Source organism: Kitasatospora sp. NPDC059577, assembly GCF_042735475.1.
Classification (GTDB): Bacteria; Actinomycetota; Actinomycetes; order Streptomycetales; family Streptomycetaceae; genus Kitasatospora.
Genome location: NZ_JBHWBZ010000041.1, coordinates 18,930 through 43,166, shown reverse-complemented (window position 1 = coordinate 43,166; position 24,237 = coordinate 18,930). Strand labels below are relative to the sequence as shown.

The following is a 24,237-nucleotide window of genomic DNA, read 5'->3' as shown; positions in this document are numbered from 1 at the left end:
GCCCGCGTCGATCAGGCAGGGTTAGGCGCGGGAGCCGTCGCGAACGCTGATCCGCACGCACCGGCCGGTGATCCGCTCGACGGCGACCGTCATCTTCCGCCGGCACCCCGTCCTCGCCGCGTTGCCCGCCAACTCGCTGACAACCAATTGACCCGGGAACGGCGAGGGGCCCGCAGGGGTGTGCAGGTGCTCTCCGGCGGCGGTGCCGCCCGGGACGGAGGATACGGGCCGGGCCGGTAGAGGTTGGGGCGGTCAGAAGGGCGGGTTGTCGGGGTCCCCGTCACCGAAAAGGGTCTGGAAGTTGCCCAAGGTGAGAACCTCCTGCTACGCAGACGGCTGGCCCAGTTCGAGACCGACTGAGCGTTGAGTATTCGTACCCCGCGAAGTCGGAGTCTCGCTCACCCGGACCTCACGGTGGCCGACCTCGTTCCGAGACCAGATCCGCACACGACGACTCGGATTCTCCCGGTCCCAGCTTTCGCTGTCGAATACGGCGACCGAGTCCGAAAGCCGCCATCGTGAGGTTTCCCAGGAAGCCTCCGGCACCTCGACGAGTCCGCCGAGAGCCTCGGCGGCCGAAACTGCAGCAGAACCGGCGACAGGCCAGGGCCTCCAGACGGAGACGGCGTCCGTCAGGGCATGGGACTCGATCAGGTGCGTGACCGAGGGAGCGACGGGGAGGTAAGGACTGCCGCCGTCCACGTCAGTGCCGACACCTCCATCGGTGTGAAGCAAGTCCCGGCACGGCTTCGACACGCGTTCTCCGAGCCACTCGAAGTACCACCCGCCTCGCACGGGATCCTGCCAGGCCCCTGTCTTCACGCCGAAGTGGTCGAATTCCCAGCTACGGGCCGTCTCGTACCGCGCCCCGTCCAGGGTCCAGCTGTGTCGCACCTGGTAGCGCAGGCCGCCGAATCGCTGCTCGAAGCCCTCGCATCGGATGATGAGTTCCATGGGGGCTGGGACGAGACGGCCCGTGCGGTCCCGCACTCGCCACATCTCGATCGGAACTTCGAACCTGACCGGCCTCTCACGGCGGCCCGTACGGCGAAGGAGATCCTGTGCCCGCTCCGACAGTTCGGAGGGATCGTCCAGGATGTGCATCCTGTACTTCATTTCCAGAGGTGGCGAACAGCAACAGGATCGGCACCTTATCGCGAAGCTCTCGGCCTGAACCAGGAGGCCGCTCCACAGCTGTCATCAGCATGCCGCCGACGGCGTGAACTGCTCAGATTGATATTCAACGTGTCGCAGGTGCGGATACCAGGTGGTCGATACCAGCTGGTCTCGACCAATTTTTCGGGTCCTCATCAAACGGCGGGGTGTGTCGGTGCTGCTCGGGGGTGGAAAGGCAGATTCTCGGCAGGTGGCCGGCTGAGGCGCGCCGCTGGTGGTGCGGGATTCGCTGCGCGCCCGCCTGTTCCCGTGGTCAGCGTCGTCTGAGGCCGTTGAGGAGATAGTCGATGCGGGCGGCGGTGTCGTCCGGGTCGAGTGGGCCGGTTCCGAGCAGGAGGCGGTAGTAGACGGGTCCGAAGAGGAGTTCGACCATGGTTCGGGTCGGGACGTCGGTGCGCAGTTCGCCGGCTGTGACGGCCTGGTCGAGGCGGTCCTGCCAGGCCTTGTTGCGGGGTTCGAGGAAGTCGGTGCGGAGGTCTTCGGCGAGTCGGGGGTCGCTCTGGGCGTCGGCGACCAGGCCGCGCCAGATGATTCCGAGGTCGGCGCCGAGGGCCCGGATGACTCCTTGTGCGGCGGCGGTGATGTCGGCGGTGATGTCGCCGGTGTCCGGGACGCCGGAGAAGGGCCCGGTGCGGTCGTTGAGGGCTTCGAGGACGACGGCGGCCTTGCTGGGCCACCAGCGGTAGATGGTCTGTTTCCCGACCCCGGCGGTGTGGGCGATGCCCTCGATGGTGACCCGGGCGTAGCCGTCGCTCACGGCGATTTCGAGGGCGGCGTCGAGGATGGCGCGGTGGGCGCGCTGGTTGCGGAGGTCCGGATTCGGGGCTGGCGGCATGGTCCGGATTATTCCACGAGACGTCACGTACCGTCTTGACGTGATCGTCTTGTCCGGGGAACATGGTTCCCGCGAGGCGAGACGAGACGGTACGTCACGAGACGAGACGGTGCGGGTTGCCGTACGAGGGAAGGCCGTTTCCGTCACGGGGGAACGCCTCGCGCCGGAAACGCCGGGGGACTGACCAACCGGCCCACGCACAGGGGGACCAATGAAGACCATCGCGTCCGACAGCGGCCGCGCCGGCTCGGTGCGCAGGAAGCTCGGCAGACGGGCGGGCAGCACGGCCGTCGCCGTGGCACTCGCCGGAACCGGCCTCATCACCAGCACCAGCCAGGCGCACGCGTCGGGGACATGGATCAATGGCTGGAGCACAGTCTCGACACCGTTCCGCTGCACCGTCGGCAGCGACGAGGCGACTTTCTTCTGCCTGTACTACAACAGTGGTGCCGAGGGTGCCATTTGGTTGTCCTCGTCCGGGAAGGTGTACTCCCTCGGGGGCGAATACTTCCACAACGACGGCTACGGCTCGAACGGTGCCGGAGCGGCCGTCTGGCACGATGCCGCGAGCGTCGAGGCCGTCGAGGGCGGCTGCGCCGTCGGGGTCTACTCCGGAGCGTGGCTCACCGGCGATGCGAACTACGTCCCTGCCGGCCGTGGCGGCAACCTCACGTCCACCGTGAAGAACAAGGAAGAGAGCATCGGCGCCGTCTGCTGACCCCCGCCGGTTTGCCTGAATGGGTGCTGCCGCCGGGCCGCCTGCCCGGCGGCAGCGCTCCGTACCGACCTCATCGACCGATAGGGCACCATGAAGCGCCGCCCGGCCGTACGACCGCGCCACTGCCGGAGCGGCGCTGCTCTCCTCCTGCTGGCCGCGGCCGGCTGCACCTCCACCACTACCGGCGCGCTCGCTCCCCCGCAGCCGGTTGCCACCCCGACCGTCGCCGCCGGAACGGCGGAACTGCACCTGCCGGTCGAGGCCTACATGCTCTCGCCCACGCAGTCGGTACAGTTCAACTGGGTCCAGCAGGCCGCGACCGGCGCCTGCATGAAGCGGTACGGGCAGGACTACCCGGTGCCGGCCCGACCGGACCGGACGCCGGCCGGAGCGTTCGAGACCATGAAGCGCCGATACGGCATCAGCGACGCCGAAGAGACACACCGGTGGGGCTATCACCTCCCGGAGACCGCCGACCCGCGCAAAACCACGCCGATCGGCAAACTCCCGCTCGACGCACAGACCGTCCTGACAGGCGTCGACCCCCGGACCCGGAACCGGGTGTCGAGCTTCGCCGGAAAGCCGCTGCCCGAACACGGCTGCCTCACGGAGCTCGACCGGATCCTCCCGGCCGCAGCCGCCGGACCGCTCGGCCCCGGCAACGGCGAACAGGGGATCGTCGCCACACTCAAGGCCAAGTCCTTCGAGGACTCCCAGGCCGATCCCCGGGTGACCGCAGCCATCGCCGCCTGGTCGTCCTGCATGAAGGGCCGGGGCCACGACGTGGCCACTCCCCTGCGCGCCTCCGAGGGCCTTGCGATGGCTGCGGACCAGCCACCGAGCGAGGCCGAGATCGTTCGGGGCGACGCCGACATCGCCTGCAAGCACGAGACCAATCTGATCGGTATCTGGTTCGCGGTGGAGTCGGATCTGCAGAACTCCGCGATCAATCGGGACAGCGAGACCATGCGGAAGGTCAAAGCCACCCTGGACGACGAAGCAGCCCGACTCAAGCAGCTGTTCGACCGGGACTGGGGCGTCGATTCCTGACCCGCCCCTGCGGCGGATCGCCGCAGGAGCGTCGAGCCGAGCCAGGTGCTGGGCCGCCACCGGTGGGCCATCAAGCGGACCATGGCTTGACCTACCGGCTACCGTCGCACCTTCTTCCTCGGGGCACTGGTGTCGGGGGTGGGCCCCCGGCGTGTGCCGTGGAGCCGGGCGGGGGTGATGCGCCGGCGCTGTGTTCGGTGAGGCTCGTGTGCCCGCACTGCGACCAGACCGTCCGGCTCACCTGACCGGGGGCGCGCGCCGGACCGCATCCGGGGCGCCCTCAGGGCTCAGGTGGTCGGGGCCGTACGCCCAGGACCCGGCCGACAGAGCCAGGGGGAAAGGTCTGCCGGCCAGGCCCATGCACTGCCCGCCCGCCCGCGCTTCTGGTAGCCCCGATCCACCGAGCCCGCCCGTCAGGCCCCCTCCGCCCGGCCACTCCCCCAAGCAGACCGGCGGCAAGAAGAGCACCTCCACCAAGACCACCGGCACCGGCACCAGCACCAGCACCGGCACCGGCACCGGCACCGGCACCGGCACCGGCAAGACGACCGCGGTCAAGACCACTTCCACGACCACGTCGAAGCGCACCGCTGCCGCGGGCAAACGCACCAGCGCGACCGGCAAGCGCCGGCTGGCCCAGCTCACCAAGGCCGAGCTCTACCAGCGCGCCACCGACCTCGACATCCCCCACCGCTCCACCATGACCCGCGACCAGCTCCAACACGCCCTCGAACAGGCCGCACGATCCCACCGCACCGCCTCGTAGCGAACCGAGCCACCGCCGTCGGCAACGCCGACCGGGCCACTCGCGGGAAACAGCGATGTTTGCATGCCGAGGACGATCCGGCCGGGGCCGGGGGTCAGCGGCTGCCCGGGTTCTTCACGCAGGCGTCCCGGCCGCCGTCGGTCAGCTCCGCCCACCTCTCGTACTCCTGGCGGACATACGGCCGCGCGGATGTCTCCCACGTGGACGAGCCGGGCCCGGCCGGACCCAGGACGAACCGGCCGTCGGTCAGGTCGAAGGCGAGCAGCTCGTACGCGGTACGCGCGGCCTCGGTGACGTCTTGCTCGTCGTCGCTCTGCAGCGCCAGGCGGTCGGCCAGCGCCGCCCGGCGCAGCCGGAACTCCCGTTCCAGGGAGGCGCGTGGGTACTCGCCGTCGTGTCTGAGGGCGGTCTGCAGGCGGGTCACCGCGGTGTTCTCGGCCGCCGGTCCCAGGGCTGCGGCGTACGCGCTCTCCGGCAAGGGGGCGTCGAGGCCCTCGTCCGTGCGGGGATGGTGACCGGTCACTGTGGGTGGCCCCTCGGATGGTGGGTGATGAAGTCCGTTGCGGGCCGCTCCTCTTGGGCACTTCGAAGGGTCCGCCGCTGTTTTGCCGGGGCGCCAGACTACCTTCTGTGTTCGCTTGGTGACGGCATGTCTACTGGCCGGTAGGGTGTGGGAGGGTGACCGGCCGCACCCGGCCCGGCAGCGTCCAGCCGGAAGCACGCGCTCCGCTCGGCCGGATCCTCCCGGGCCGGCAGCGGAGCGGTGCCCGCCGGGAACGGCCTGGACTGTGCGTGTCGGATCGGGGGATGCCTCTGCTCGTGGGTCACTTGCCCCAGGAAACGGCACGACCGAAGACCTCGTTGATCTGCGCCGCGACGTCTTGACGGATCGTGGCGAGCGAGACCGCGCCCATCACGGCGAAGGTCCAGCGCAGGCGCGTGGCCATCCCGGGACTGTCCGCCACGAACGGGAGCATCGGCGACCGCGGCTGCGGCAAACACCGCCGCCGGTGGGCTCAGGGGGTTCTGCACGACGGTGTCGCCGCTGCTGCACCAGGATGTCGTCGCACTGCAGCAGGGTGACGCGCTGTGCTGCACCAGGATGTCGCCGCCGTGCTGCACGACGGTGTCACTGGCACGCCGCCGCCCAACGCCATCTCTTCAACCGCCTGCCCAGACAGCTCCGCAACTGCCTCCAGCACCACGAACGGTTCGACGAGAACACCGCCATTCCCGCAGCCGCCCCGCTGACAGAGGCAGCTACCGCATGACCCGAAGGCGTCCTGGCGAACCTGGCCCGGGCCGCTCAGTCCCGCACCGAGAGCGGACCACGCAGCTCGACGCGCAGGCGGATCGAGACGTCGATCGGAAGCCCCAGCCGGGAGTATCGAAGGTCCTCGGCCCGGCCCGCGATCAGGTCGAGATCGCAAAGCTGGCGGCGGAGTTCCACGAGCAGATCCGGGACAAGCGCCTTCTCCGGGTCCGGAAGGTCCGCCCCGTCGTGGAGGTGTGCGAGGAGCTGCTCGGGCGAATGCGACTCGGCACGCCGACGAACGATCTCCACCGCGCGACGGCTGGCCCAGACGGCGAACTCCGCGACTCCGTGCAGGTAGGTGTCCGCTGCGAGCAGCACCGTCGCGGCGGCGTCCTCGACGGCGTCGTCGGGGCCATCCTGGCCGTCGTTGTGACAGTACTCGCTGAGCATGTAGTCGGCCATCGCCCGGTTGACGGCCTTGAAGGCCGTGGTGTCGCCCAACGCGCCCTCCCAGACGGAGTTCAGCAGCGGACGCAGGCTCAGGATGAAGGGCGCCTGCTCGTTCTCGGGCATCGCCTCGTGCGCACCCAGCAGCCGCTCAGCAACGCCGGCCGCGAACACTGTGCGCTCGCTGGAAGATGCGGCCGCCAGTCGCCGGGCCACCATACCGAATGGGACTCGCTGCCCTCCGAGGAGTACCACGTCAACGGCCAGCCCACGGCCTGACGGGGTGCGACTCGGCTCCGTTCACGCAGGCACGGTCGGAGCCAGTTTCGGAGAGCGCCATCATCGCCAACGCTCAGCGGAGTACCGGCTCCAGGTGGCCCCGATGTCGGTCGCGGCCTGCTCGGTGGTGAAGTCGGTCGCGAAGTCGTCCAGGATGAGGACATCGGGTCGGATCAGCTCGCGCATCCGCTTGTCCCAGGTGCGGTCCGCGTGGCCGCCGGCAAGCTACCTGCTGAAGGCGGAGGGCTTCGGTCTGCCAGTGCGCACGGGCCTCGCCCGCGGCGGCAACCGGTGCTGCAAGAGCTCACCAACATTCCCCACGCGCACGGACGACCAGCACTCTCCAGACCAGCCGACAAGTGGTCTCGGTACCCACCTATGCAGCCACCTCGGTCTCCAGACTGCGAGGCAGTGCTCGGCGCGCCCGTTGCCGGTGTTGCAGAAATTGAGACAGCGTCAGTTCCTCCGGACCGACCTCGGGCAAATCACGGGACCGAGCGGGCAACCCTGCTGCGCTGCCACCGCGTGAAACCAGCAGATCTACGTCACTCCCAAACCCAACCAGAGGACCTTGTGATGAAACGTCAGATAAGTCGCGGCCTTGTACGCGGGGTGGGTGGAGCAGCCCTGGCGCTGCTGACCACCGTCGCGACCGCCATTCCCGCACACGCCCTCACCCGGACGGGCTGCGGGGCGAGGACCGACCTCTTCAAGGTGTTCAGCATCCAGGCTCCGGGCGGATCCATCTGCTTCGCGAACGCCGGTGAACAGAATGTCGCCATCTACGGAGTCTCCTACGTCGCTTCCGGCAACAACGTCGTGAGGGTCCGGTACAAGCCCGGAATCAACGACCCGGCGATCGAGTTCGGCATCGGCAAGTGGAGTACCTACCCCCTGCGCTCCGGAAGTGACACGTGGAAGGAGCCCTTCGTGGCGTACAAGATCGAGTGGATCAAGATCGAGTAACTGATCGTTTCAGAATGAGTTGAGCCGCAAGCCTTGCGTTCGGTTTGGCCGGCCGGGTCGGCGGGGTGTGTGCGGGGCGGTTCAGCCGGCGACAGACCGGCGCCGCAGCGGGCCACCGAACGCGGCGGGGCGGCGGCCAGGCTGGCGCCGCCCCAGAAATGCCACCGGAAACACCAGGGCCTCCTTGGAGCGGGCCGAGGAAACGGGCCAGGCCTGGGCTTCGAGCAGGCCATGGCGAGCGGCTCGGCGTCCTGCGTGCCCAGGCGGCCCGTCCAGCGCCGCGGCCTGGCAGCCGACGGCCCCAGCGGTGGGGTGGCGTCGCCGAAGCAGGCAGCCGGAGCAGCCGACGGCTGATCCAGCGGCTGACCCGGACCTCCGAGAGCGATAATCCCCCGCACCAAACGACCTGCGCGCGTTACTCTGCCGCTCGTGCCCAACGTCGCAAGCCCCGCGAACACCATGGTCGAGCGTCTCTTGTGCTGTACCTGTGGCCAGAGCACCGCCAACTCCGACGACTATGTACTCCTTGGGATCAGCGCCCCGGGCGTCCCTACCGAGCAGTGGCTTGGCGCCCACGCGGAACACCTGAATGGCGTCCTCGCCCGTGGCTTCTCGGTCGAGGTGCACAAGATGTGACCCGGGCGCGTGACAGCTCCGGACTGCTCACGCGAGGCCGATGCACGCCGAACCGACGCGGCGACCGCTACCGGCGCAGCTCCGACCGGACGCCGCTGTGGGAGAAGTACCTGGGCCCGGATCCTCATCGCAGCTGAATTCCGTCCTACCTCGCCACGCCCAGCCCCGTTCCCCTCCTGAAACCCGGGCCCTGAATGCAGGTCGTCTCGATGGCCCTGGTGACGCCTGCGGCGGTGCGGGCACGCCATGCGCCGGCTCGGCGTCCCCGGCCCCGGTGCTGTGACTGGGCGCTTTAGTTGGCCAGTGAGCGGTGGGGGTTGGCCAGTTGAGCGACGACTGGCCAGGCCGATAGATGAGCCGTGACACGTCAGTCGGAACTCGGTCACGACTGTTGGAACCGGAGCGCCGGTCGGATGCCGATGGGGCGGGGCCGGCGGTGGCCGTCCGGGCACTACGCTGCACGCGTGATCGAGCATTCGAACGTAAGTCTCGCCGACCTTCTCGACCGTCGTGCGGACGGGCACGAGCCCGCGCCGGAGGCGGTGCTCACCGCGCTGTTCGAGGGCGGGGCGTTCGTTCCCGTCACCGACACCGGATCGGTGATGTTCCTCCCCGACGACAAGCAGTCGCCCACGCTGCTCGGGTTCACCAACGCGGCGCTCGGCACGCAACTGCTGCCGGCGGCCGCCGGGATGGTGCACTGCGACGCGGCGCGACTGAGGGACATCCTGGAGAAGACCGGCGTCGCCGTGCTCGGGGTCCGCTCCGGAAACGGACAGGCGATCTTTCCCGAGCAGGTGCTGCGGGACTGGGCGACCTACGGGTCCGGGGCGGAGATGAAGCTCGACTGGTCCACCGACCCGGTGGCGGTCGCCCTGCGAGACGCACTGGCTCGACGGGTCCGCGAGTTCCCCGCCGTCCGCTCGGCGTGGGTGGCGCACGTCCGGTGGCCGACCAGCGGCGAGGAACAACTGATGCTGCACGTGGCCGTGGACGAGGACCTGCCATCGGCCTCCGCCAACCGCCTGATGCAGATCCTGCTCCGCGAGGAGGTGGAGCTCGGCCCGAAGCACTCGAAGGTCGGGATGCTCGCCCTGAACACCACCACCCACGCCGAAACCATCGCCGAGCTCGACCACCAGGGCCTGGACACCGTGCGCCACGACCCCGAGTCGGGCCAGGTCCAGGTGATCTCCCGCGAGTACGACGACCCGTCTACGGCCCCGACGAAGGACGCCGCTCCCCAGCCCCGGCCAAAGCGCCGCTGGTTCGGCCGCTCCTGACAGGGCGCCGCCAGACGCTCCGCTGCGGATCTCGCCGGTTCCAACGTGAATGGCAGGCCACCACGGGTTGCAAGAAGCATGACCAGGTGGTTCCAGCAAGCGTGTCCCGCAAGCTCAGAATCGCCAGGTCAGCGCACGGCCCTGGTTCCAATTCTCGTGTCCCGGCTCAATAGAGACGGGGGGTGGGGACGCGGATACCAATCCAGTCCCGAGCTGGATGCCGGGGACCTTCCCACCCACCCCTCATGGCCGCGAGTCCCTCACGATCTCCGTCCGGCCCAACGAGCCGCACCGTATCCGGTATCACTGACAACGGCGCGCTGGTGGTCCAACGACCACGGGACCACCAGCCACTCAGGTGGCCGACTCAACGGCTCACTGGCTAGCTGAAGCGCTCAGTCACAGGTGCCTGTGACGACCCGTGGCCGGCCCTGGGACTACAGCTCGATGTCCATCCAGGCGATGTCGTTGAGTTCGACGTCGAGGCCGGTGGCGCGGCGGCCGCCGTCCTTGAAGTAGTGCTCGCCGAGGGCCTGGGCGAGGATCGCCTCCTGCTGGGCCCGGGGGGCGCCGGCGTCGCGGGCCGCGTACAGGCGCTGGGCGACCGTGCCGGGCATCTTCTGGGTGATCATGCGTTCGCGCGGGTCGTCGGCGAGCGGGAGCCGGGCCGGCCGCGCGGCGGGCCGCTCGTCGCGGCGGGTGGGCCGGTCGTCGGGGTCCTGGTCGTGTTGCACCACGGGAGCGGGGCCGGCGCGGACATCGATGGCAGTCACGGTGCCGGGGCCTAGCTGGTCGAGGGCGGTGAGGATGTATCGGGTCTGGTAGCGCAGCTGGGCGGCCCAGGGCGGGGAGTCGGCGGCGACGCGTAGGCGGCGGGTGGTGGGGTCGTAGCCGGCGAGGTGCCAGTGGGCGGCGGCGGGGCCGACGATGGTGGGCCAGTGGTCGCGCAAGCCTCCGCCGGCGGTGCCGAGGGTCCAGCCGTGGGCGGCGACCAGGGCGAGGAACACGTCGGCGATCGGTTCGGGTTCGCGCGGGCCGCGCCGCTGCGCGACCGTGGTCTGCCGGGCAGTGCGGTGGACGGGGCATTGCCGCTGGTGCGCGCCGCCCGCCACCCGCAACCAGCGTGGCCACGGCCCCGTCCGCTAGCGTGCCCGAGAGGTGAGGCGCCATCGGTTCGAGGGGCTACTCGGGTGTCTGCGCCGGTTGTGCACGCCAATCGAGTGCGTGGAGTAGTTATGCAGATACATTCGGTCACAAGTGGATCGTCCAGACCGCTCGATGCCGTCCTGGTGTCGGGGCGGGTCCCGTGGCCGAAGAGGATGTGTGCCCCCATGCCATTCGTTTCCAGCCGATCTCGCCTGCGCCGGGCCGTTACGGCGATCTGCGGGACCTCGGCGCTGCTGGCCCCGGCCGCCCTGGCCGGCACCGGTGCGGCTGCCGCCGGGGAGCCTTTGCCCGGGAGCGCCGTGGGCGCGGGCGCGGTGGTCACGATGACCACCGCGGTGGTCGGCTCGCCCGGCAATCCCGCGGTTGGTGTCGTGCCGTTCACGGACGCCGTCTACCAGTCGTGTGCCGACGCCCCCGCCACCTTGGGTGACTGCCTGATGGTCGGCGGCGTCGGCTACCCCTACCAGATCGGGCAGTTCGAGGTCACGGTTGAACAGTGGGTGGCGTTCCTGAACACGGCCGATCCGAACGGACGCGACCCCCACGGCCTCTACGACGAGACCGAGAGCTCGACGCTGTGGCCGAAGTACGGGCAGATCAACTTCTCCTCCGGTGCCGGCGCCGGCCGGCACTACTCGGTGGCCTACCCGCAGTGGGCGGACAAGCCCTACGGATTCGCGGACTTCCTGAGAGCCGCGCGCTTCGTCAACTCGCTCTTCAACGGTCGGCTGCTCTCGACAACCACCAGCACCAGCGGAGACTTCCACTACGTCAGTTACCGGGTCGAACTGTCGCCGCGGACCGAGGACGGCATGTACGACCTCGCTCGCCCGGACGCAGCCAGAACCCGCGACTCCGGTTTCGTGCTGCCGAGCCAGGACGAGTGGATCAAGGCCGCCTACTACGACCCGCGTGGTGGTGGCACCTACTCGTACTGGAAGTACCCGACCAACCCGGGAGTGTTCGGCGACGGCGAAGCGACTGCTCCGCACCCCACGGTCCTCGATCCCGCCACCGGCGACGTCACCAACGCCGCGACCCAGCCACTGGCCTCCTACCACGCCACCGGCATGCCCGCACCGAGCTGGTGCCCGGCCCAGGTCCGGCCGCAGGAGTGCTCCACCGTCAACCCGATCGGGCTCGACCCCCGCGCCTACGCCGAGGTCTACCAGGGCAGCCTCAGTACGGTCGGCCAGGCCAGGACGACGTCACCGTGGGGCACCCTGGACCAGGGCGGCAACGCGGTCGAATGGACCGACACGATCACGGCGCCCCCGTCCGGACAGAACTCCAAGCGCGTCTGGCGGCGGCTGCATGGCGGAATCTCCAACGCCTCGGCGTACCAGATGTGGCCGTCGGCAGTCGGACTGCAGCCCCAGGACAACGTGTTCTTCAACCACACCTACCCATGGCTGGGCATCCGGATCGGAGTCATCGGCGACCTGAGGCCATGCCCGCCTCGGTGAAGGCCATCGGCGCGCCCGGGGCGCTGTGCGACGTCCGCGCTGTCAGCGCCCCCGGCACCGCGCGGTCGCGCGGCGAAGTCACGGCCAGCGGAGTCGAGCTGATCAGGGGTCGATGGCGGCGAGGGACCCCGCGAGTGGGTTGTCCCGGCACCGGTCAGCGCCACCGGCTAGCAGCCGGGCGGCGATCGGCCCCGCGCGGCCCGTTCACCTGGCTGGCGGCGGCGTACGGGCCGCGGCAGGCGGGAAGGAAGACACCTGGCTCGAAGTCGTGCTCCGCGGCCAGACGCTCCATGATCCGCGCGATCCTGTGCTTCTGTGTTTCGGCGGCCCGTCCAGGTCCCCGCGCAGCATCGCGTCGATGAAGCCCTTCACCGGCTCCAGCACACTCCTCCCCGCACCCGCGGGGGTCAACCGGCCAAGGTCAGCGCCTCCGAGCTGACCGACGTTGTCACTGACCGGCGGCAACCGCAACGACGTCACCCAACTCCTGCCCCTGCTGGCCATGGTCGAGCAATTGTCAATACCTGTGGATCTGCTAGCTGGTCTGGCGCGGAGGTGACGGGTCGGTGTCGGTGGGTGGCGTCAGCGTTGTGGCGAGTCGGTCGACGCCGAATCCGCTGATCAGGAGGCGTTCTTTCTGGTTTCCGGTGAGGCACTGGGTCCAGTCGACAAACCCCCCGTCCGCGATCTCCAGTTGCCGGCCGTGGATGGTGGCGTAGATCTTGAAGCACAGGTCGGTGTAGTAGCCGCGTCCGGTCACCCGGTTGGGATCGTCGATGATGTCAACGCCCGGTGTTCCGGCCAGCTCTGTGCGCGTGCGCGCCAGGATCGGAGCGGCGGCCTCGTCGAGGCAGGTGATGTGGATCTCGGTCTGACTTACTCCGGCACGTGCCATCGCCCGGACGGCGAAATGTAGGTGCTCGACCAAGTGCTGTTGCTCGAAGGTCCGGCTGCCGGTGTCCCGGCCGGCAGTCACCAGGGCGAATAGTTGGAAGTGGGCGAGCATACCGGGCGCGCCGAAGTGCTGGGCACGCACGATTCGTTGGCTGGCGGCTAGCCGGACTGGCACGGCCGAGCGGGGATCGGCGGCCAGGGCCTGGGATCTCCGCTGGGCTGCCTCCAGGGCCAGTGCGTTGGTCGGGTCGGCTGCGACCTCGCTGCCACGGATGGTGGCGACGACCTTGCGCGGGTCGACGGTTGCGACAGCTGTATGCGCCGCCAGGGGTACGAGCGGGGCCAAGGTGAGCATCTGGAAGTCATCGGGCAGCGCCGAGAGCAGGGAGTCTTCGGCTCGTCGCAATTGCGCGAACTCTGTCGGGGCTGGGATCACGAACCGGTCGGTCCGATAGCGCCGCATCACTTCGGCCGGGGTGAGCCGATCGGCGCGGCGCCGGAAGACTTCCAGCAGCAGCGTGGTCAGATCCGTCCCGGTCAACCCCTTGGCCAGCAGATCCAACAGTTCCGGTCCGCCTGCCTTAGCCAGAATCCGGCGCAGCGCCGGACTGGCTGAGTACTCATCGCTCGTCATGGCGGACCATTATCGCCCGGCTGACATCGGAGAGACCGTTGACTTCCGCGCATCGTGGCAATCATGCCGCCGCCCGGTCACGCTCGATCAGGGCTCCGCGTTCGAAGCGGGCTCCAGCGCGGACAAGTGGCACGAGGTGGGCGCCATTGACGGCCCGCCAGCGGGCCTGGGCCGACTCGACGAGCTTGAACACCATCGCGAGCCCGGCGGCGCGAGAGCCGGCGCCCTTGGTGACCTTGGTGCGGAGCCGGACGGTGGCAGAGGTCGACTCGATCGGGTCGGTGGTCCGCAGATGGATCCAGTGCTCCGCCGGGTAGTCGTAGAACTCCAGCAGCACGTCCTGGTCGTCGGTGATCTTCTTGTCGGCCTTGGGGAACTTCGCTCCGTAGAGCTTGGCGAAGGCCTTGATGGCCTGCTCGGTGTGTTCGCGGTCCTCGGCGTTGTAGAGGTCCCGCAGGGCCTTCTTCGCCGCCGGCCGGGCCGACTTCGGCAGGACGTTTAGGACGTTGGCGGTTTTGTGAACCCAGCACTTCTGCTCGCGGGTGCCGGCGAAGACCTCGCGCAGGGCCTTCCAAACCCGAGTGCGCCGTCGCCGACCGCGAGCACGGGCGCGCGCATGCCCCGTCTCGCGCAGTCCCGCAGCAGCGAGGCCCAGGACTCCGAGGACTCCCGGTAGCCGTCGACCATCGCGACCAGTTCCTTGGTGCCGTCCGCGCGCACTCCGATGACCACCAGGACTGCGGCCTTGGCCTCGTCCGGACGTATGCGCAGGTGGATGCCATCGACCCGGACGTAGACGTAGACGTAGTCGGTACCGGACAGGTCACGCTCCTGGAACGCCTGATGATCGGCCTGCCACTGGGTGGTCAGCCGGGTCACCGTCGCTGGGGACAGCCCGGCTGAGGAGCCGAGAAACCGTTCCATCGCCGGGACGAAGTCGCCCGAGGACAGGCCGTGCAGGTAGAGCAGGGGTAGCACCTCGGCGATCTTCGGGGACTTGCGGTTCAGGCCGAACTCCCGCTTCCGGTCCGGACCGCCGAGGTGATCAGCGCCCGGAGCCGTTCGAGCTCGTCCTCCCGTCCGCACCCGCCCGTCGACGTCGGGCTCCGTCCGCGCCGGGTGTCCGGGCGTGTAGCGCGCCGCTGCGTCCTGCCCGGTCACTTGTGACAAAGCGCCCGGGACGGGCAACAATCCAGCACATGGATGACGCCTTCACACTCCTTCGGCGAGCCACCGACCTCCTGCCCGAGGACGCCGTGGCGGACAACGGCCGGACGGCCGAAGACGTTCGCGGGGAGATCGAGCTCCAGGAATGGGAGATGGCGCTCGACATGCTCATCGAGATCGCGGATGTCCATCCGGTATCCATCACCTTCTGGGAGATGCTCTCCGAGGCCGCTCGGCAGATGGTGCTCGACCGGAGCCGCCGTTGGTGCGAGTGGCGGGGCTGGGAAGTCCGGCACGGCACGATCCGTGCGACCCTGGCCCTGCTGGGCTCGGACGAGGGCGGACGCCGGAGCGCCTTCTCGGGAGACGGCCGGCTCAGGCCCATGTGGGACATCGGTCACCGCGACGCAGCCGGGCGGCAGGATCTGAACATCGCGCGGCTCTGGGTGGAGTTCGCACCGCAGCTCGGCCCGGGAGAGACCGCCGATGTCCGACTGGCTCCCCTGCGACCCGAGCAGTGGCAGCATCTGAAGCCCGGCGATGTGATCACCATGCACGAGGCCGGACCAGCCGCCGGCATTGCCGAAATCATCGAGGTCCTACCGCCAGGCGTCTGAGGCCACCTCGGAGTCGGTGCCCGACCCCGACACATACGGCGTCGCGGTGTGCCGGGGCGGCGCGGTTCGCGGGGACCGGCTCGGGCCGGCAGAGTCGGACACCCGGGCGCATCGTGTCCGGCGGCCACTCCCGGCCGGTCCGAATCGACAGGACGCACCCGGCAGGGACGGGCCGGAGCGGGGACGGGCCGGAGCGGGAACGCCTCGATCCGGCAGGCGTGATCGACACGTGCGGGTGGGCCGCGCCCGGTGTGCGGGACGCGGCCCACCGCAGCGGGTCAGCTGTAGATGACGGCCCACTGCTGGCTGTGGTCTCCCGTGCGGCAGCCCTCGATCGTCACCTGGCTTCCGGCGTGGGCGGTCAGGCAGCCCTGGTCGCCGTCGGCGGAGTGGATGTACGCCCCGGCGTCGCCGGCCGCGTAGAACCAGCGCGACCTGGTCGCGGTGTTGTCGTACGGGTCGTACCAGGGGTTCTTCTCGGACAGCTCGCCGGTGTTGTTGAAGCTGCGGCGCAGGTTCTGGTAGGTCTTGGTGGTGCAGAAGAAGTCGGTGCACGTCTGCGTCTCGTAGGACGAGAAGACGACGGTGTTGGTGGAGGTCATGGTGACGTACCACCACTGGTTGCTCTGCCCGGTCTGCGCGTAGGTGTACACCGGGGCGCCCTGGCTGGTGTCGTGCGCGTAGTCGTCCAGGTACTGGCCGGTGCCCATGTTCAGGACGTGCACCCAGCCCCGGGGCACGGCTGCCTGTGCGGGGGCCTCCACGGCGAACACGCCGGCGAGGACCGACAAGGACAGCCCGGCAGCGGTGAGGATCCTTCTGATGTTCTTCACGACGGGATTTCCCTTCTGGTGTGTCAGCTGTAGCTGATGACCCACTGCTGGGTGTGGTCGCCGGTGCGGCAGCCCTCGACCGTCACCTGGTTTCCGGCGTGGGCGGTCAGGCAGTCGCCGTTCCAGGCGTTGGAGTGGATGTACGTCCCGGCGTCACCGTTCGCGTACCACCAGCGCTCCTCACCGGGCAGGGTGCCGAAGCCGATGCCTGCGCCCCAGCGCTGCTGGGGGCCGAGGACGCCGCCGTTGCCGCTGTCGCGGGTGAGGTTGCGGTACCACCAGGCGCCGAGGCCGCCGGACTGCTGGGTCTCGTAGGAGGAGAAGGTGACCGTGTTGCCGTCGTTGTTGGCCACCCACCACCACTGGTTGGACTGCCCGGTCTGCGCGTAGGTGTACACCGGGGCGCCCTGGCTGGTGTTGTGCGCGTAGTCGTCCAGGTACTGGCCGGTGCCCAGGTTCAGGACGTGCGCCCAGCCCTGCTGCACCACGGCGTCGGCGGGCGTGGCCATGGTGACGGTGGCGGCCAGTGCGGCGCCGGCCATCAAGGTGCCGGCGAGTTTCTTCTTCTTCACTGTCTTCCTCTCGTTCTCGTCCTGCGGGCGACGCCCTCGCGTCGCCGACCAGGTGAGGAAAAAGTACGAAGAACCGGTAGACAGATGATGGACGGCCGCGCGGGGTCGCCGTTACAGGTCCACCCACCCCGTGTGCCGCCCGGCCCGGCCAGTCGGTGAGGCCGAACAGGGTCGGGCGGCAGGCGACGGACCGCCTGAGCCCACATCCGAGTACCCGTGCTCAGGTCTGCGTCACCGCACGTCACTGGCGTCGTGATCAGGACCGCGGGGAGACCGGCCGGCACGGGGACGCCATAGATGCAGGCCGGTGACCGCGCCACGGCTCGCAGGTGGCCGGTCGTTCCCGGCACGGTGCTCCCCATCCTCGTGACCGGCACGGTCACGGTCGGGACACGGCTCTTCAACCACGGTCGCGTCCGCCGCCGGCGCGCGGTCGGCCGTCTCCATGGCCACACTCTCCCACCGGTCGATGAAGCGATCTCCCGTGACCGGGCAAACGTTGTCTGATGCGCTGCTGGGGCGCCGAGTTGGTCCTCGGTGTCCTTCTTCTCCAGCGGAGAGCGGATCCCCCGCGCACGGAGAAGGGGGCCGGCTCGGGCCGGGAACCGGGAGTGCGCGGGCGTCGTCCGATCTGGCGACGCGTCAGTGGTGGTGTGTCGTCGGAGGAGTTCACGGGGGTCCGATGGAGCCGGTCAAGAGTCTTGAGCCCGCGAGAGTGGTGCTCGTCGCCGCGGGTGCGCTGTACCTGGTGATCGCGCTCGCCGGGGTGTCCGCCGCGCCGCCCGGGGGGAAGGCGTTCTCCGCCGTGCTCCTGGTGATCAGTGCGGTGTGGTGCGTCCGGATGGCCCGGGCCGGGCTGGTCATCGACCGCAACGGCATCACCGCACGGTCGCTGGGGCGGGCTCGCCGCACCCCCTGGCAGGACGTCGAGGAGGTGGCGGTCCGCGAGGGGCGGGGGAGCGACGGGGTCGACTTCTGGTCGATCGTGCTGCGGCTGCGCGACGGTGAGGAGTTGCTGCTGCACTCGACGACCGGCCGGGACCGGAAGGCCGTGGAGGAGGTCGGGCACCGGCTCCTGGCACTGCGGGCCGACGGGCTCGGGGATGGGAACGCGAAGAGGAGCGAGAACGCGAACGGCGCCCGGCTGGGCGTCATCCCGGGGGATCCGGACCGCATGTCCGGTCAGCCGCTGCACGAGCCGGTCGTCGGGCCCGACGGCGTGCCGGTGGTGTTGCGGCTGCGGGGGCCCGACGGGGTGCGCCAGGACTGGACGGCCGGCGCCGTCCAGCCCGGCGGCCTCATCGTCGGCCTCGTGGCCGCCGTGCTGATCGGTGCGGGGCGGCTGGTGTCGGCCGTCGTGCGCCGGGTGCGGAGGAAGCCGGGCTACCGGCTGACCGTCGAGGTCGGCGGCCCGGAGCCGCGCACGCTCACCCTGCCGTTCGTCTCCCGCGAGCAGGCCGTGCGGCACGCCCGTGACCTGGAAGCCGCGATCGGCGAGCACGGAGCGGCGCCGCTGCTTCGCTGACCCCGTGGGCGTCGGCACGACGGCGGGGGCCTGGATCCGAGCGCGGGCGTGCGGGGCACGGGCGCGGCGGTAAGGGCGCGTGGTCTCCGGAGCAATGCCGCGGTGACGACGTCGCTGACCTCTCCGACCGCCGGCCGGGCTCCTCGTCGGTCGGCGACCAGCATGTGCGCAGGTCCGGTGACGGTCGCTCCGGATCGCCACCGGGAGAGCGGCGAGTCCCACTGAACCGCGTACAACTCCTGGGGATCGTCCGGTACTTGATTCTGTTGCCGCAGGTGGAGCGGTGAAGTGGTCGGCTGGTCGATCACTGGCGCGTTCCGTGACTCACTCGCTGACTTCACCACCGAGTTGCCGGGTGATGTCGCCCGCAGCCGGTCCGTGTCCGGTGTCTTCTCCGCTCCGCCCGACCCGGACGGGCTCGCGGACTTCCCGAGCAGCCTTGCCGCGCTCGCACGCCGTTCCGTCGCCCGTGGTCAGAGCCTGTACTGCCGGATCTGCCCGTCGTGCAGCAGCCCGCGGGTGCCGCCGGGTGGCACGGCGGGAAGGCCAGGGACGGCCGTCACCTCGCCCTCGGCCACGAGCGCCGGACCGACAGGTCAGAGGCGGGTGATCCGCCGGCTGATGCGCGCGGCACCCGGGAGCCCACTCCCCCGCCCCGGCGGCCGGCCCGCCTCCCGGCCGGCGACCGGCCCGGGGGTGCGGCGGCGCGCCCCCGGCGCGGGCCGCAGCGGCGCACAACTCCCTTGTGCGCCCGTGTGTTTCCGATCGCCGTCCGGCCGGACGGGCGGTCTGCCTGCGGGAACGTCCCCGCCGTCGCCGGCCCCGCCGCACCGGCGGTTCGGACGGCACCGCACGCGGGAACCCGGGCCTGCACGGCCGCGTCGATCGCAGCGGCCGCGATCCGGGCGACGGCCGCCGGACGGGACGAGGCGTGGGGGTTGGCGATGGACGACGAAGCGGTACGGGAAGCCGGCGACTGGCAGTTGCCGGACTACACCCACCTGCGGGAACTCGGCGCGGGAGCCTACGGCCGCGTGGTGCTCGCCCGCCACGACCCCACCGGCACGCACGTCGCCATCAAGTACCTGCTCGACACCGCCGCCGGCCCCGCCCTGCGCACCGAGGCGCAGACGCTGGCGCGGCTCGACTCCCCGTACGTCACCCGGCTCTACGAGTACGTCGAGGGCGGGCCGCACGCGGCCCTGGTGATGGAGCTGGTCGACGGCGTGTCACTGCGCACGCTTCTCAAGCAGGAGGCGGCGACCTCGCCCGAGGCGGCGCTGGTCGTCCTCAAGGGTTCCCTCCTGGGACTGGCCGCCGCCCACGCGGCCGGGCTGGTGCACCGGGACTACAAGCCCGCCAACGTCCTGGTCGCCACCGACGGCACCTCCAAGCTGGTCGACTTCGGCATCGCCGTCCCCCGCGGGTCCGGCCGCGACATCTCCGGCACCCCCGCCTACCTGGCGCCCGAGCAGTGGGACGGCGCCCCGGCCTCGCCCGCCGCCGACGTCTACGCGGCCACCGTCACGTTCTTCGAGTGCCTCACCGGTGAGCGACCCTTCACCGGGCGGACGATCGGCGCGCTCGCCGTGCAGCACCGGGAGTCCCGGATCCCCGACGAGCTGGTGCCCGGCCACGTCCGCCCGCTGGTCCTGGCCGGGCTCGCCAAACGGCCGCAGGACCGGCCGGCCGGCGCGGCCGAGTTCGTCCGGCTGCTCGACCGGGCCGCGACGGCCGGGTACGGCGAGCAGTGGGAGCAACGCGGCCACGAGGACCTCGCCGCCCTGGTCGCCCTGCTGGCCCTGCTCCTGCCGCGGGGCCCCGGCGGCCCCTCGCCGGCCGGGACGACGGCGCTGGCGCACACCCAGCTCGCCGGAGCCGTCGTCGCCCCCGCCGTCCCCGCGCCTCCCACCGCACCCGCCGCACCCGCGGATCCCGGCGTCCTCGGGACCGTACGGCGACCGCTCCCGCGAAGACGGGCCCGGCTGACGGCGGGCGTGGTGGCGGGCGGCCTGGCGCTGGCCGTGATCGGCGGGGTCGCGCTGGCCGGCGTCACCGACCGGGGCGAGCGGACGCTGACGGGCAGTCCGATGCCCCGGATCACCACCACCCTGGACCCGGCCCGGGCGACCGCCCCACCGCCGCCCGACCCGACGCCCTCCCCCACCGGGCGGCCCTCGCCGTCGCCCGCGCTCTCGCCGCCGATCTCTCCTACGTCCCCGCCCTCCGGCCCGCCCACCACCGACCCGGCGCCCGGCCCCACCTCCACGACGGACCCCGGCCCCGGCCCCGGCCCCGTCCCCAGCGGGCGGCCCGCCCCCACCCCGTCGCGTACGCCCACCGATCGCGTGACCTCCGTGCCCCCACCGCCGCCGCCACCGCCCCACACCGCCCCGACCAGCCCTCCTGCGAGCCGCTCCACCCCGCCCACCACGCCCCCCACCAGCACACCGCCCACCACCCCGCCGCCGGTCCGGGTGGCGTCGGTGAACGTCGACTCGATCGCCTGCGACGGCGGCTACGGCATCCAGGCCACCGTCACCGTGGTCACCTCCGGCCCGCCCGGCGCCACGCTCGTCCTCAGCTGGATGCACAACTCGGCCCCCCAGTTCCCGAGCGAGACCGTCGCCACCGACACCGTGAAACTCGGCACCGGCCGCACCACCCTGACCGTCCACCACCAGTTCGGCACCGGCGACAGCCGCCTCCAGTGGGGCGTCCGGGTGTCCACCACACCCGCAGCCGGGAGCACCCCGACGGCCTACCGGGAGCTGTACTCCCCCTCCTGCCACGAGCCCGGCTGATCCGCACCCCACCGCCCCAGGAGGTCCACCCGTGCCCCCGTCAGGATCCACACCCGACCAGGACCCGACCGAACGCCTCGCCCCGGGCGCGCCCGGCCGCACCGCGCCGTCCGACCGCGGCGGACCCGCCCCGGACGACCACGAGAGCGCCACCTTCCTCGACCCCGCCGCCTGGGACTCCACCCCCGCCCCCACCTCGCCGACCCCCGCACCTCCCGCACCGGCGCCGGAGCTGCGCCGCTTCGGCCCCGGCGTACCACCGCAGGCCGCCGCGGTGTGGCGCGGCGAAGCGCCGGCCGGCGACCCGGTACCGCCGGCCCGCCGACGCCGGGCCTTCGGCTGGCTGGTCTGGGCCGCCGTCCTGCTCGTCCTGCTGGCCGTGCTGCTCACCCGTTGCCGCGCCGATCCACCGCTCGGCCTCACCGGCGTCTCCGTCACCGCCGCCCCGGCGGCCGGACCGACCTGCGGTGGAACGGCCGTCCTCACCGCCACGGTCACCACGAACGGCAACCCCGGCACCATCCACTACCGCTGGCTGCGCAGCGACGGAACGTCCTCCGGCGAACTCGTGCAGCCGGTGCAGTCCGGCGAACGCCGGGTGGACCTGGTCCTGCGCTGGACCTTCGACGGCCCGGGCACCCTGCGCGCGACCGCCACCGTCGAGATCCTGACCCCGCAGCAGCTCAGCGGATCGGCCACCTTCGACTACGCCTGCACCGGCTGAACAGCCGCCGCCGGGCGGCACGGTCACCGTCAGCGGGCATCCGGGTCGCCGGGTATCCGGGTCGCCGGGGATCCGGGTCGCCGGGGATCCGGGTCGCCGGGTCGCCGGGTCGCGAAGGCCCTGCCCGCTGCCAGGTGACCGAGTTCCGCCGAGCACCCGTGCCCGGCCGGGCACGGGTGCAGGCGGCCGGTCGGTCGTGTCGTCAGGACGCTGTGGTCCGGTCCCGTGCGCTGTGTACGAGGGCTCGCAGGTCCTTGCGGTCTGTGGGCAGGCCGGCCGAACGCAGCCAGGCGTCCCGGTTGGCGATCGGCCCCCAGCACCGGTCCTGGTCCACCAGGGATGCCAGGAACGCACTCTGCGCGTGTGTCAGCGGGGTCGCGGGTGTGTGGGGCTCGGGGAAGGCGAGGGCGAGCAGCGGGCCCCAGTCCCGGTCGACGGTGTGCTGGCTGCACAGCGGGACGAGGGCGAGGGCGGCGGGCAGGATCTGCTCGAAGTCCTCGGCGCGGTCGAGCAGTGCCCGCAGGACGGTGAAGCGGAAGTGGCCGTCGGTCTGCGGCAGCGGCTCGTCGAACCAGCTGTCCACCGCGACGGGGTCGGTGAGCGCCGTCAGCAGGACGCCGGCCGCCGAGGGGTCTGCGGTGCCGAGCGCGGCGCAGGTGCGCACGGCCGGGTCGTCGTCGGTGAGCAGCGGTGCGGTGTCCCGTCCCCAGTGGGCCAGGGTGAGGAGTGCGCCCGCGCGTTCGCGGCGTCGTCCCCGGTTGCGGGCGATGTGTTCCAGGCGGTCCGCGGCGGCGGGTATGCGGTCGGCGAGGTCGTCGGCTGTGAGGAGGTGTGTGACGGCGCCGAGCGCGGCCTCGCGGACCGTCTCGTCCTGGTCGTCGAGGAAGCGCAGGGCGGCATCGAGGATCTGTGGCCGGACGGCCCGGCAGGCGTGCACGGCCTCCGACTCCTCCGCCTCGTCCGTGTCTTGTGGGTCGGCGAGGTCCTCGTCGTCCCAGGCCGCGGACTCGGCGAACTGACCGAGCCAGTCCAGCAACGCCGCCCTCAGCGGCCGCCGGCGGTCGTCCCAGGGGAAGAAGCTCTCGTGGACGGCCAGCGTGCGCGGATCGGGGAGGATCCCGGCGATGAACAGGGCCGCGGGCGCGGTCGCGGAGTAGAGCGAGCCCTGATGGAGAACCGACATCTCCAGCCGGCCCAACGACTCCGCCTGGACCTCGGGATCCTCCTGCAGCAGCCCGAGCAGGTCGTCCGCCGTGGTGACGGCCGGGCCGTAGGCGTGGGCGAGCGCCGCCCAGTCGGTGCTGCGAACCACGGCGGTCGGGTCCGGGCCCGCCGTGGCGGAGATCTCGTGTGAGGACATGACCCGTATCCTGCACCCGGCCCCCGACAACCCACGCCAGCCGAAACCGCCCCACCCCGCGGCCTTTCGGACGTGGAGGGCGGGCGACGGTCACTTGACCGGCCGGGCAGCGTCCGGCGCGCGGACTGTGGGCTCTGGCGTGCGCGCAGCGGTCCCGGTGCCCGGGCCGGGGCACGGCGGGCACCGGGAGACCGTTGCGGGGTTCACTGCGGCTCGTTCAGCACACCATGTCCTGGCCGCTGTCGACGACCGAGCCGTTCGAGAGGTTCCACTCCGGCGTGTGTCCCTCCCGGGAACAGCCGCTGAACTCGGCGATCCCGTAGTACAGGCGGTCGTTGGGGGGTAGGAGTGGATCGACAGCTTGCTCGCGCCGGGGTGGAACGAGTCCCACCAGGCCGTCCCGTCCCACACCACCGTCGGAGATGCCGGTCCCTACCGGGAGGAGCCGCCGGAGGAGTTCCGTACCTCGATGAGGCCGTTGGCCCTGGTCCAGTTGGTGGTGGTGATGTGGGCTTCGGTGTAGGAGCCCGAGGTGCACGAGTCCCACGCGAGGTAGGAGGAACCCGGGCAGGCGCTGGAGTGTGGCGCCCGGGACGGCTGCTCCTGGGCCCGGGGGGAGCGGGCCCAGGAGCGGCGGTCTACCGGGACGCGTCGGGGTACGCGGCGGTCGCGCGGATCTCGACGAGGAGTCCCGGGCTGGCGAGGCCGCTGACCCCGATGATCGTCCAGGTCGGGTAGGGGGCTTCGACGAGGCGCTGTTTGGTCTCGATGAAGCCGGGGAGGTGCCGGTGGATGTCGACGTGGTAGCTGGTGACGTCGACGAGGGCGGACGTGTCGAGGCCCTCCAGCCGAAGGATCTCCTCGATCTTCCGGAGGGCGATCTCGGTCTGCTCTTCGATGGTGTCCGGGATGGTTCCGTCGGCGCGGCGACCGATCGTTCCGGCGATGAACAGGAGGCCGTGAGCGCGGACCGCGGCGGAGTAGCCGAAACTCGCGAAGGCGCTGGTGGTTTGCCCGAAGACGGCGTTGTCCTCGGGGACCTCGACGGTGTGGACGGTCATTG

General features: G+C 71.0%; 24 protein-coding genes and 1 pseudogene. 12 read left to right on the top strand and 13 right to left on the bottom strand.

Annotation, left to right across the window (positions count from 1 at the left end):
- Window positions 1–324 precede the first annotated feature (324 nt).
- Entirely contained in the window at window positions 325–1,116 is a 792-nt protein-coding gene (locus ACFV0O_RS27115; protein WP_380346122.1) for a hypothetical protein, read from the bottom strand.
- Between the two features lie 313 nt (window positions 1,117–1,429).
- Window positions 1,430–2,011, bottom strand: a complete 582-nt coding sequence (locus tag ACFV0O_RS27110) for a TetR/AcrR family transcriptional regulator (protein WP_380346120.1) — start codon at window positions 2,009–2,011, stop codon at window positions 1,430–1,432.
- A 211-nt stretch (window positions 2,012–2,222) separates the two neighbouring features.
- Between ACFV0O_RS27110 and ACFV0O_RS27105 the strand changes: the two genes are divergently transcribed.
- The 3 genes from ACFV0O_RS27105 (at window position 2,223) to ACFV0O_RS27095 (ending at window position 4,545) form a co-directional block, all read left to right on the top strand.
- Window positions 2,223–2,729 carry a hypothetical protein gene (locus ACFV0O_RS27105; RefSeq protein WP_380346118.1) on the top strand — a complete coding sequence of 169 codons (507 nt, stop codon included), beginning with the start codon at window positions 2,223–2,225 and terminating at the stop codon, window positions 2,727–2,729.
- A 90-nt stretch (window positions 2,730–2,819) separates the two neighbouring features.
- The gene (locus ACFV0O_RS27100; protein WP_380346116.1) at window positions 2,820–3,779 is read left to right on the top strand and encodes a hypothetical protein; all 960 of its coding nucleotides are present in this window, start codon (window positions 2,820–2,822) and stop codon (window positions 3,777–3,779) included.
- Between the two features lie 358 nt (window positions 3,780–4,137).
- Window positions 4,138–4,545, top strand: coding sequence for a hypothetical protein (locus ACFV0O_RS27095; RefSeq protein WP_380346114.1), 408 nt, complete (start codon window positions 4,138–4,140; stop codon window positions 4,543–4,545).
- Between the two features lie 94 nt (window positions 4,546–4,639).
- Here ACFV0O_RS27095 and ACFV0O_RS27090 read toward each other — a convergent pair whose 3' ends face one another.
- From ACFV0O_RS27090 to ACFV0O_RS27075, 4 genes are all read right to left on the bottom strand, one after another.
- A complete protein-coding gene (locus ACFV0O_RS27090; RefSeq protein ID WP_380346112.1) occupies window positions 4,640–5,068 on the bottom strand; it encodes a hypothetical protein in 429 nt (142 codons plus the stop codon).
- A gap of 301 nt (window positions 5,069–5,369) precedes the next feature.
- Window positions 5,370–5,492 (bottom strand): hypothetical protein, encoded by a 123-nt coding sequence (locus tag ACFV0O_RS27085; RefSeq protein ID WP_380346110.1) that lies wholly within the window; start codon window positions 5,490–5,492, stop codon window positions 5,370–5,372.
- A 359-nt stretch (window positions 5,493–5,851) separates the two neighbouring features.
- Window positions 5,852–6,421, bottom strand: coding sequence for a hypothetical protein (locus ACFV0O_RS27080; RefSeq protein ID WP_380346108.1), 570 nt, complete (start codon window positions 6,419–6,421; stop codon window positions 5,852–5,854).
- 165 nt (window positions 6,422–6,586) lie between these two features.
- On the bottom strand, window positions 6,587–6,712 hold the full coding sequence (locus tag ACFV0O_RS27075; protein WP_380346106.1) for a hypothetical protein: 126 nt from the start codon (window positions 6,710–6,712) through the stop codon (window positions 6,587–6,589).
- Window positions 6,713–7,138: 426 nt separating this feature from the next.
- On the opposite strand from ACFV0O_RS27075, the gene ACFV0O_RS27070 reads away from it, so the two are divergent.
- The 3 genes from ACFV0O_RS27070 (at window position 7,139) to ACFV0O_RS27060 (ending at window position 9,411) form a co-directional block, all read left to right on the top strand.
- Complete coding sequence (locus tag ACFV0O_RS27070) at window positions 7,139–7,492, top strand: beta/gamma crystallin domain-containing protein (RefSeq protein ID WP_380346104.1); 354 nt, start codon at window positions 7,139–7,141, stop codon at window positions 7,490–7,492.
- 429 nt (window positions 7,493–7,921) lie between these two features.
- Complete coding sequence (locus ACFV0O_RS27065; protein WP_380346102.1) at window positions 7,922–8,128, top strand: hypothetical protein; 207 nt, start codon at window positions 7,922–7,924, stop codon at window positions 8,126–8,128.
- Window positions 8,129–8,592: 464 nt separating this feature from the next.
- Window positions 8,593–9,411: a hypothetical protein gene (locus tag ACFV0O_RS27060; protein ID WP_380346100.1), complete on the top strand. Its 819-nt coding sequence runs from the start codon at window positions 8,593–8,595 to the stop codon at window positions 9,409–9,411.
- A 437-nt stretch (window positions 9,412–9,848) separates the two neighbouring features.
- Here the strand turns inward: ACFV0O_RS27060 and ACFV0O_RS27055 are convergent, their stop codons facing one another.
- Window positions 9,849–10,523, bottom strand: a complete 675-nt coding sequence (locus tag ACFV0O_RS27055) for a DciA family protein (protein ID WP_380346098.1) — start codon at window positions 10,521–10,523, stop codon at window positions 9,849–9,851.
- 219 nt (window positions 10,524–10,742) lie between these two features.
- Between ACFV0O_RS27055 and ACFV0O_RS27050 the strand changes: the two genes are divergently transcribed.
- A complete protein-coding gene (locus ACFV0O_RS27050; RefSeq protein ID WP_380346096.1) occupies window positions 10,743–12,044 on the top strand; it encodes a hypothetical protein in 1,302 nt (433 codons plus the stop codon).
- A 535-nt stretch (window positions 12,045–12,579) separates the two neighbouring features.
- Here the strand turns inward: ACFV0O_RS27050 and ACFV0O_RS27045 are convergent.
- Together ACFV0O_RS27045 and ACFV0O_RS27040 are read right to left on the bottom strand one after the other, a co-directional pair.
- A complete protein-coding gene (locus ACFV0O_RS27045) occupies window positions 12,580–13,572 on the bottom strand; it encodes a hypothetical protein (protein WP_380346094.1) in 993 nt (330 codons plus the stop codon).
- A 61-nt stretch (window positions 13,573–13,633) separates the two neighbouring features.
- Window positions 13,634–14,574 (bottom strand): annotated as a pseudogene (locus ACFV0O_RS27040) (IS256 family transposase); the annotation flags it as partial.
- Between the two features lie 197 nt (window positions 14,575–14,771).
- Between ACFV0O_RS27040 and ACFV0O_RS27035 the strand changes: the two are divergent.
- On the top strand, window positions 14,772–15,356 hold the full coding sequence (locus tag ACFV0O_RS27035) for a hypothetical protein (RefSeq protein ID WP_380346092.1): 585 nt from the start codon (window positions 14,772–14,774) through the stop codon (window positions 15,354–15,356).
- A gap of 278 nt (window positions 15,357–15,634) precedes the next feature.
- Here the strand turns inward: ACFV0O_RS27035 and ACFV0O_RS27030 are convergent, their stop codons facing one another.
- Complete coding sequence (locus tag ACFV0O_RS27030) at window positions 15,635–16,189, bottom strand: RICIN domain-containing protein (RefSeq protein ID WP_380346090.1); 555 nt, start codon at window positions 16,187–16,189, stop codon at window positions 15,635–15,637.
- Between the two features lie 23 nt (window positions 16,190–16,212).
- On the bottom strand, window positions 16,213–16,761 hold the full coding sequence (locus tag ACFV0O_RS27025; RefSeq protein ID WP_380346088.1) for an RICIN domain-containing protein: 549 nt from the start codon (window positions 16,759–16,761) through the stop codon (window positions 16,213–16,215).
- A gap of 682 nt (window positions 16,762–17,443) precedes the next feature.
- Here ACFV0O_RS27025 and ACFV0O_RS27020 point away from each other — a divergent pair.
- The 3 genes from ACFV0O_RS27020 (at window position 17,444) to ACFV0O_RS27010 (ending at window position 21,814) form a co-directional block, all read left to right on the top strand.
- Window positions 17,444–18,286 (top strand): PH domain-containing protein, encoded by an 843-nt coding sequence (locus ACFV0O_RS27020; protein WP_380346086.1) that lies wholly within the window; start codon window positions 17,444–17,446, stop codon window positions 18,284–18,286.
- A gap of 944 nt (window positions 18,287–19,230) precedes the next feature.
- On the top strand, window positions 19,231–21,090 hold the full coding sequence (locus tag ACFV0O_RS27015) for a serine/threonine-protein kinase (RefSeq protein WP_380346084.1): 1,860 nt from the start codon (window positions 19,231–19,233) through the stop codon (window positions 21,088–21,090).
- Window positions 21,091–21,121: 31 nt separating this feature from the next.
- Window positions 21,122–21,814: a hypothetical protein gene (locus ACFV0O_RS27010; RefSeq protein WP_380346082.1), complete on the top strand. Its 693-nt coding sequence runs from the start codon at window positions 21,122–21,124 to the stop codon at window positions 21,812–21,814.
- Window positions 21,815–22,016: 202 nt separating this feature from the next.
- Here ACFV0O_RS27010 and ACFV0O_RS27005 read toward each other — a convergent pair whose 3' ends face one another.
- Complete coding sequence (locus ACFV0O_RS27005) at window positions 22,017–23,174, bottom strand: HEAT repeat domain-containing protein (protein WP_380346080.1); 1,158 nt, start codon at window positions 23,172–23,174, stop codon at window positions 22,017–22,019.
- A 361-nt stretch (window positions 23,175–23,535) separates the two neighbouring features.
- On the opposite strand from ACFV0O_RS27005, the gene ACFV0O_RS27000 reads away from it, so the two are divergent.
- Entirely contained in the window at window positions 23,536–23,697 is a 162-nt protein-coding gene (locus ACFV0O_RS27000) for a hypothetical protein (protein ID WP_380346078.1), read from the top strand.
- A gap of 115 nt (window positions 23,698–23,812) precedes the next feature.
- Here ACFV0O_RS27000 and ACFV0O_RS26995 read toward each other — a convergent pair whose 3' ends face one another.
- Window positions 23,813–24,235: a RidA family protein gene (locus ACFV0O_RS26995; protein ID WP_380346076.1), complete on the bottom strand. Its 423-nt coding sequence runs from the start codon at window positions 24,233–24,235 to the stop codon at window positions 23,813–23,815.
- Window positions 24,236–24,237: the final 2 nt, after the last annotated feature.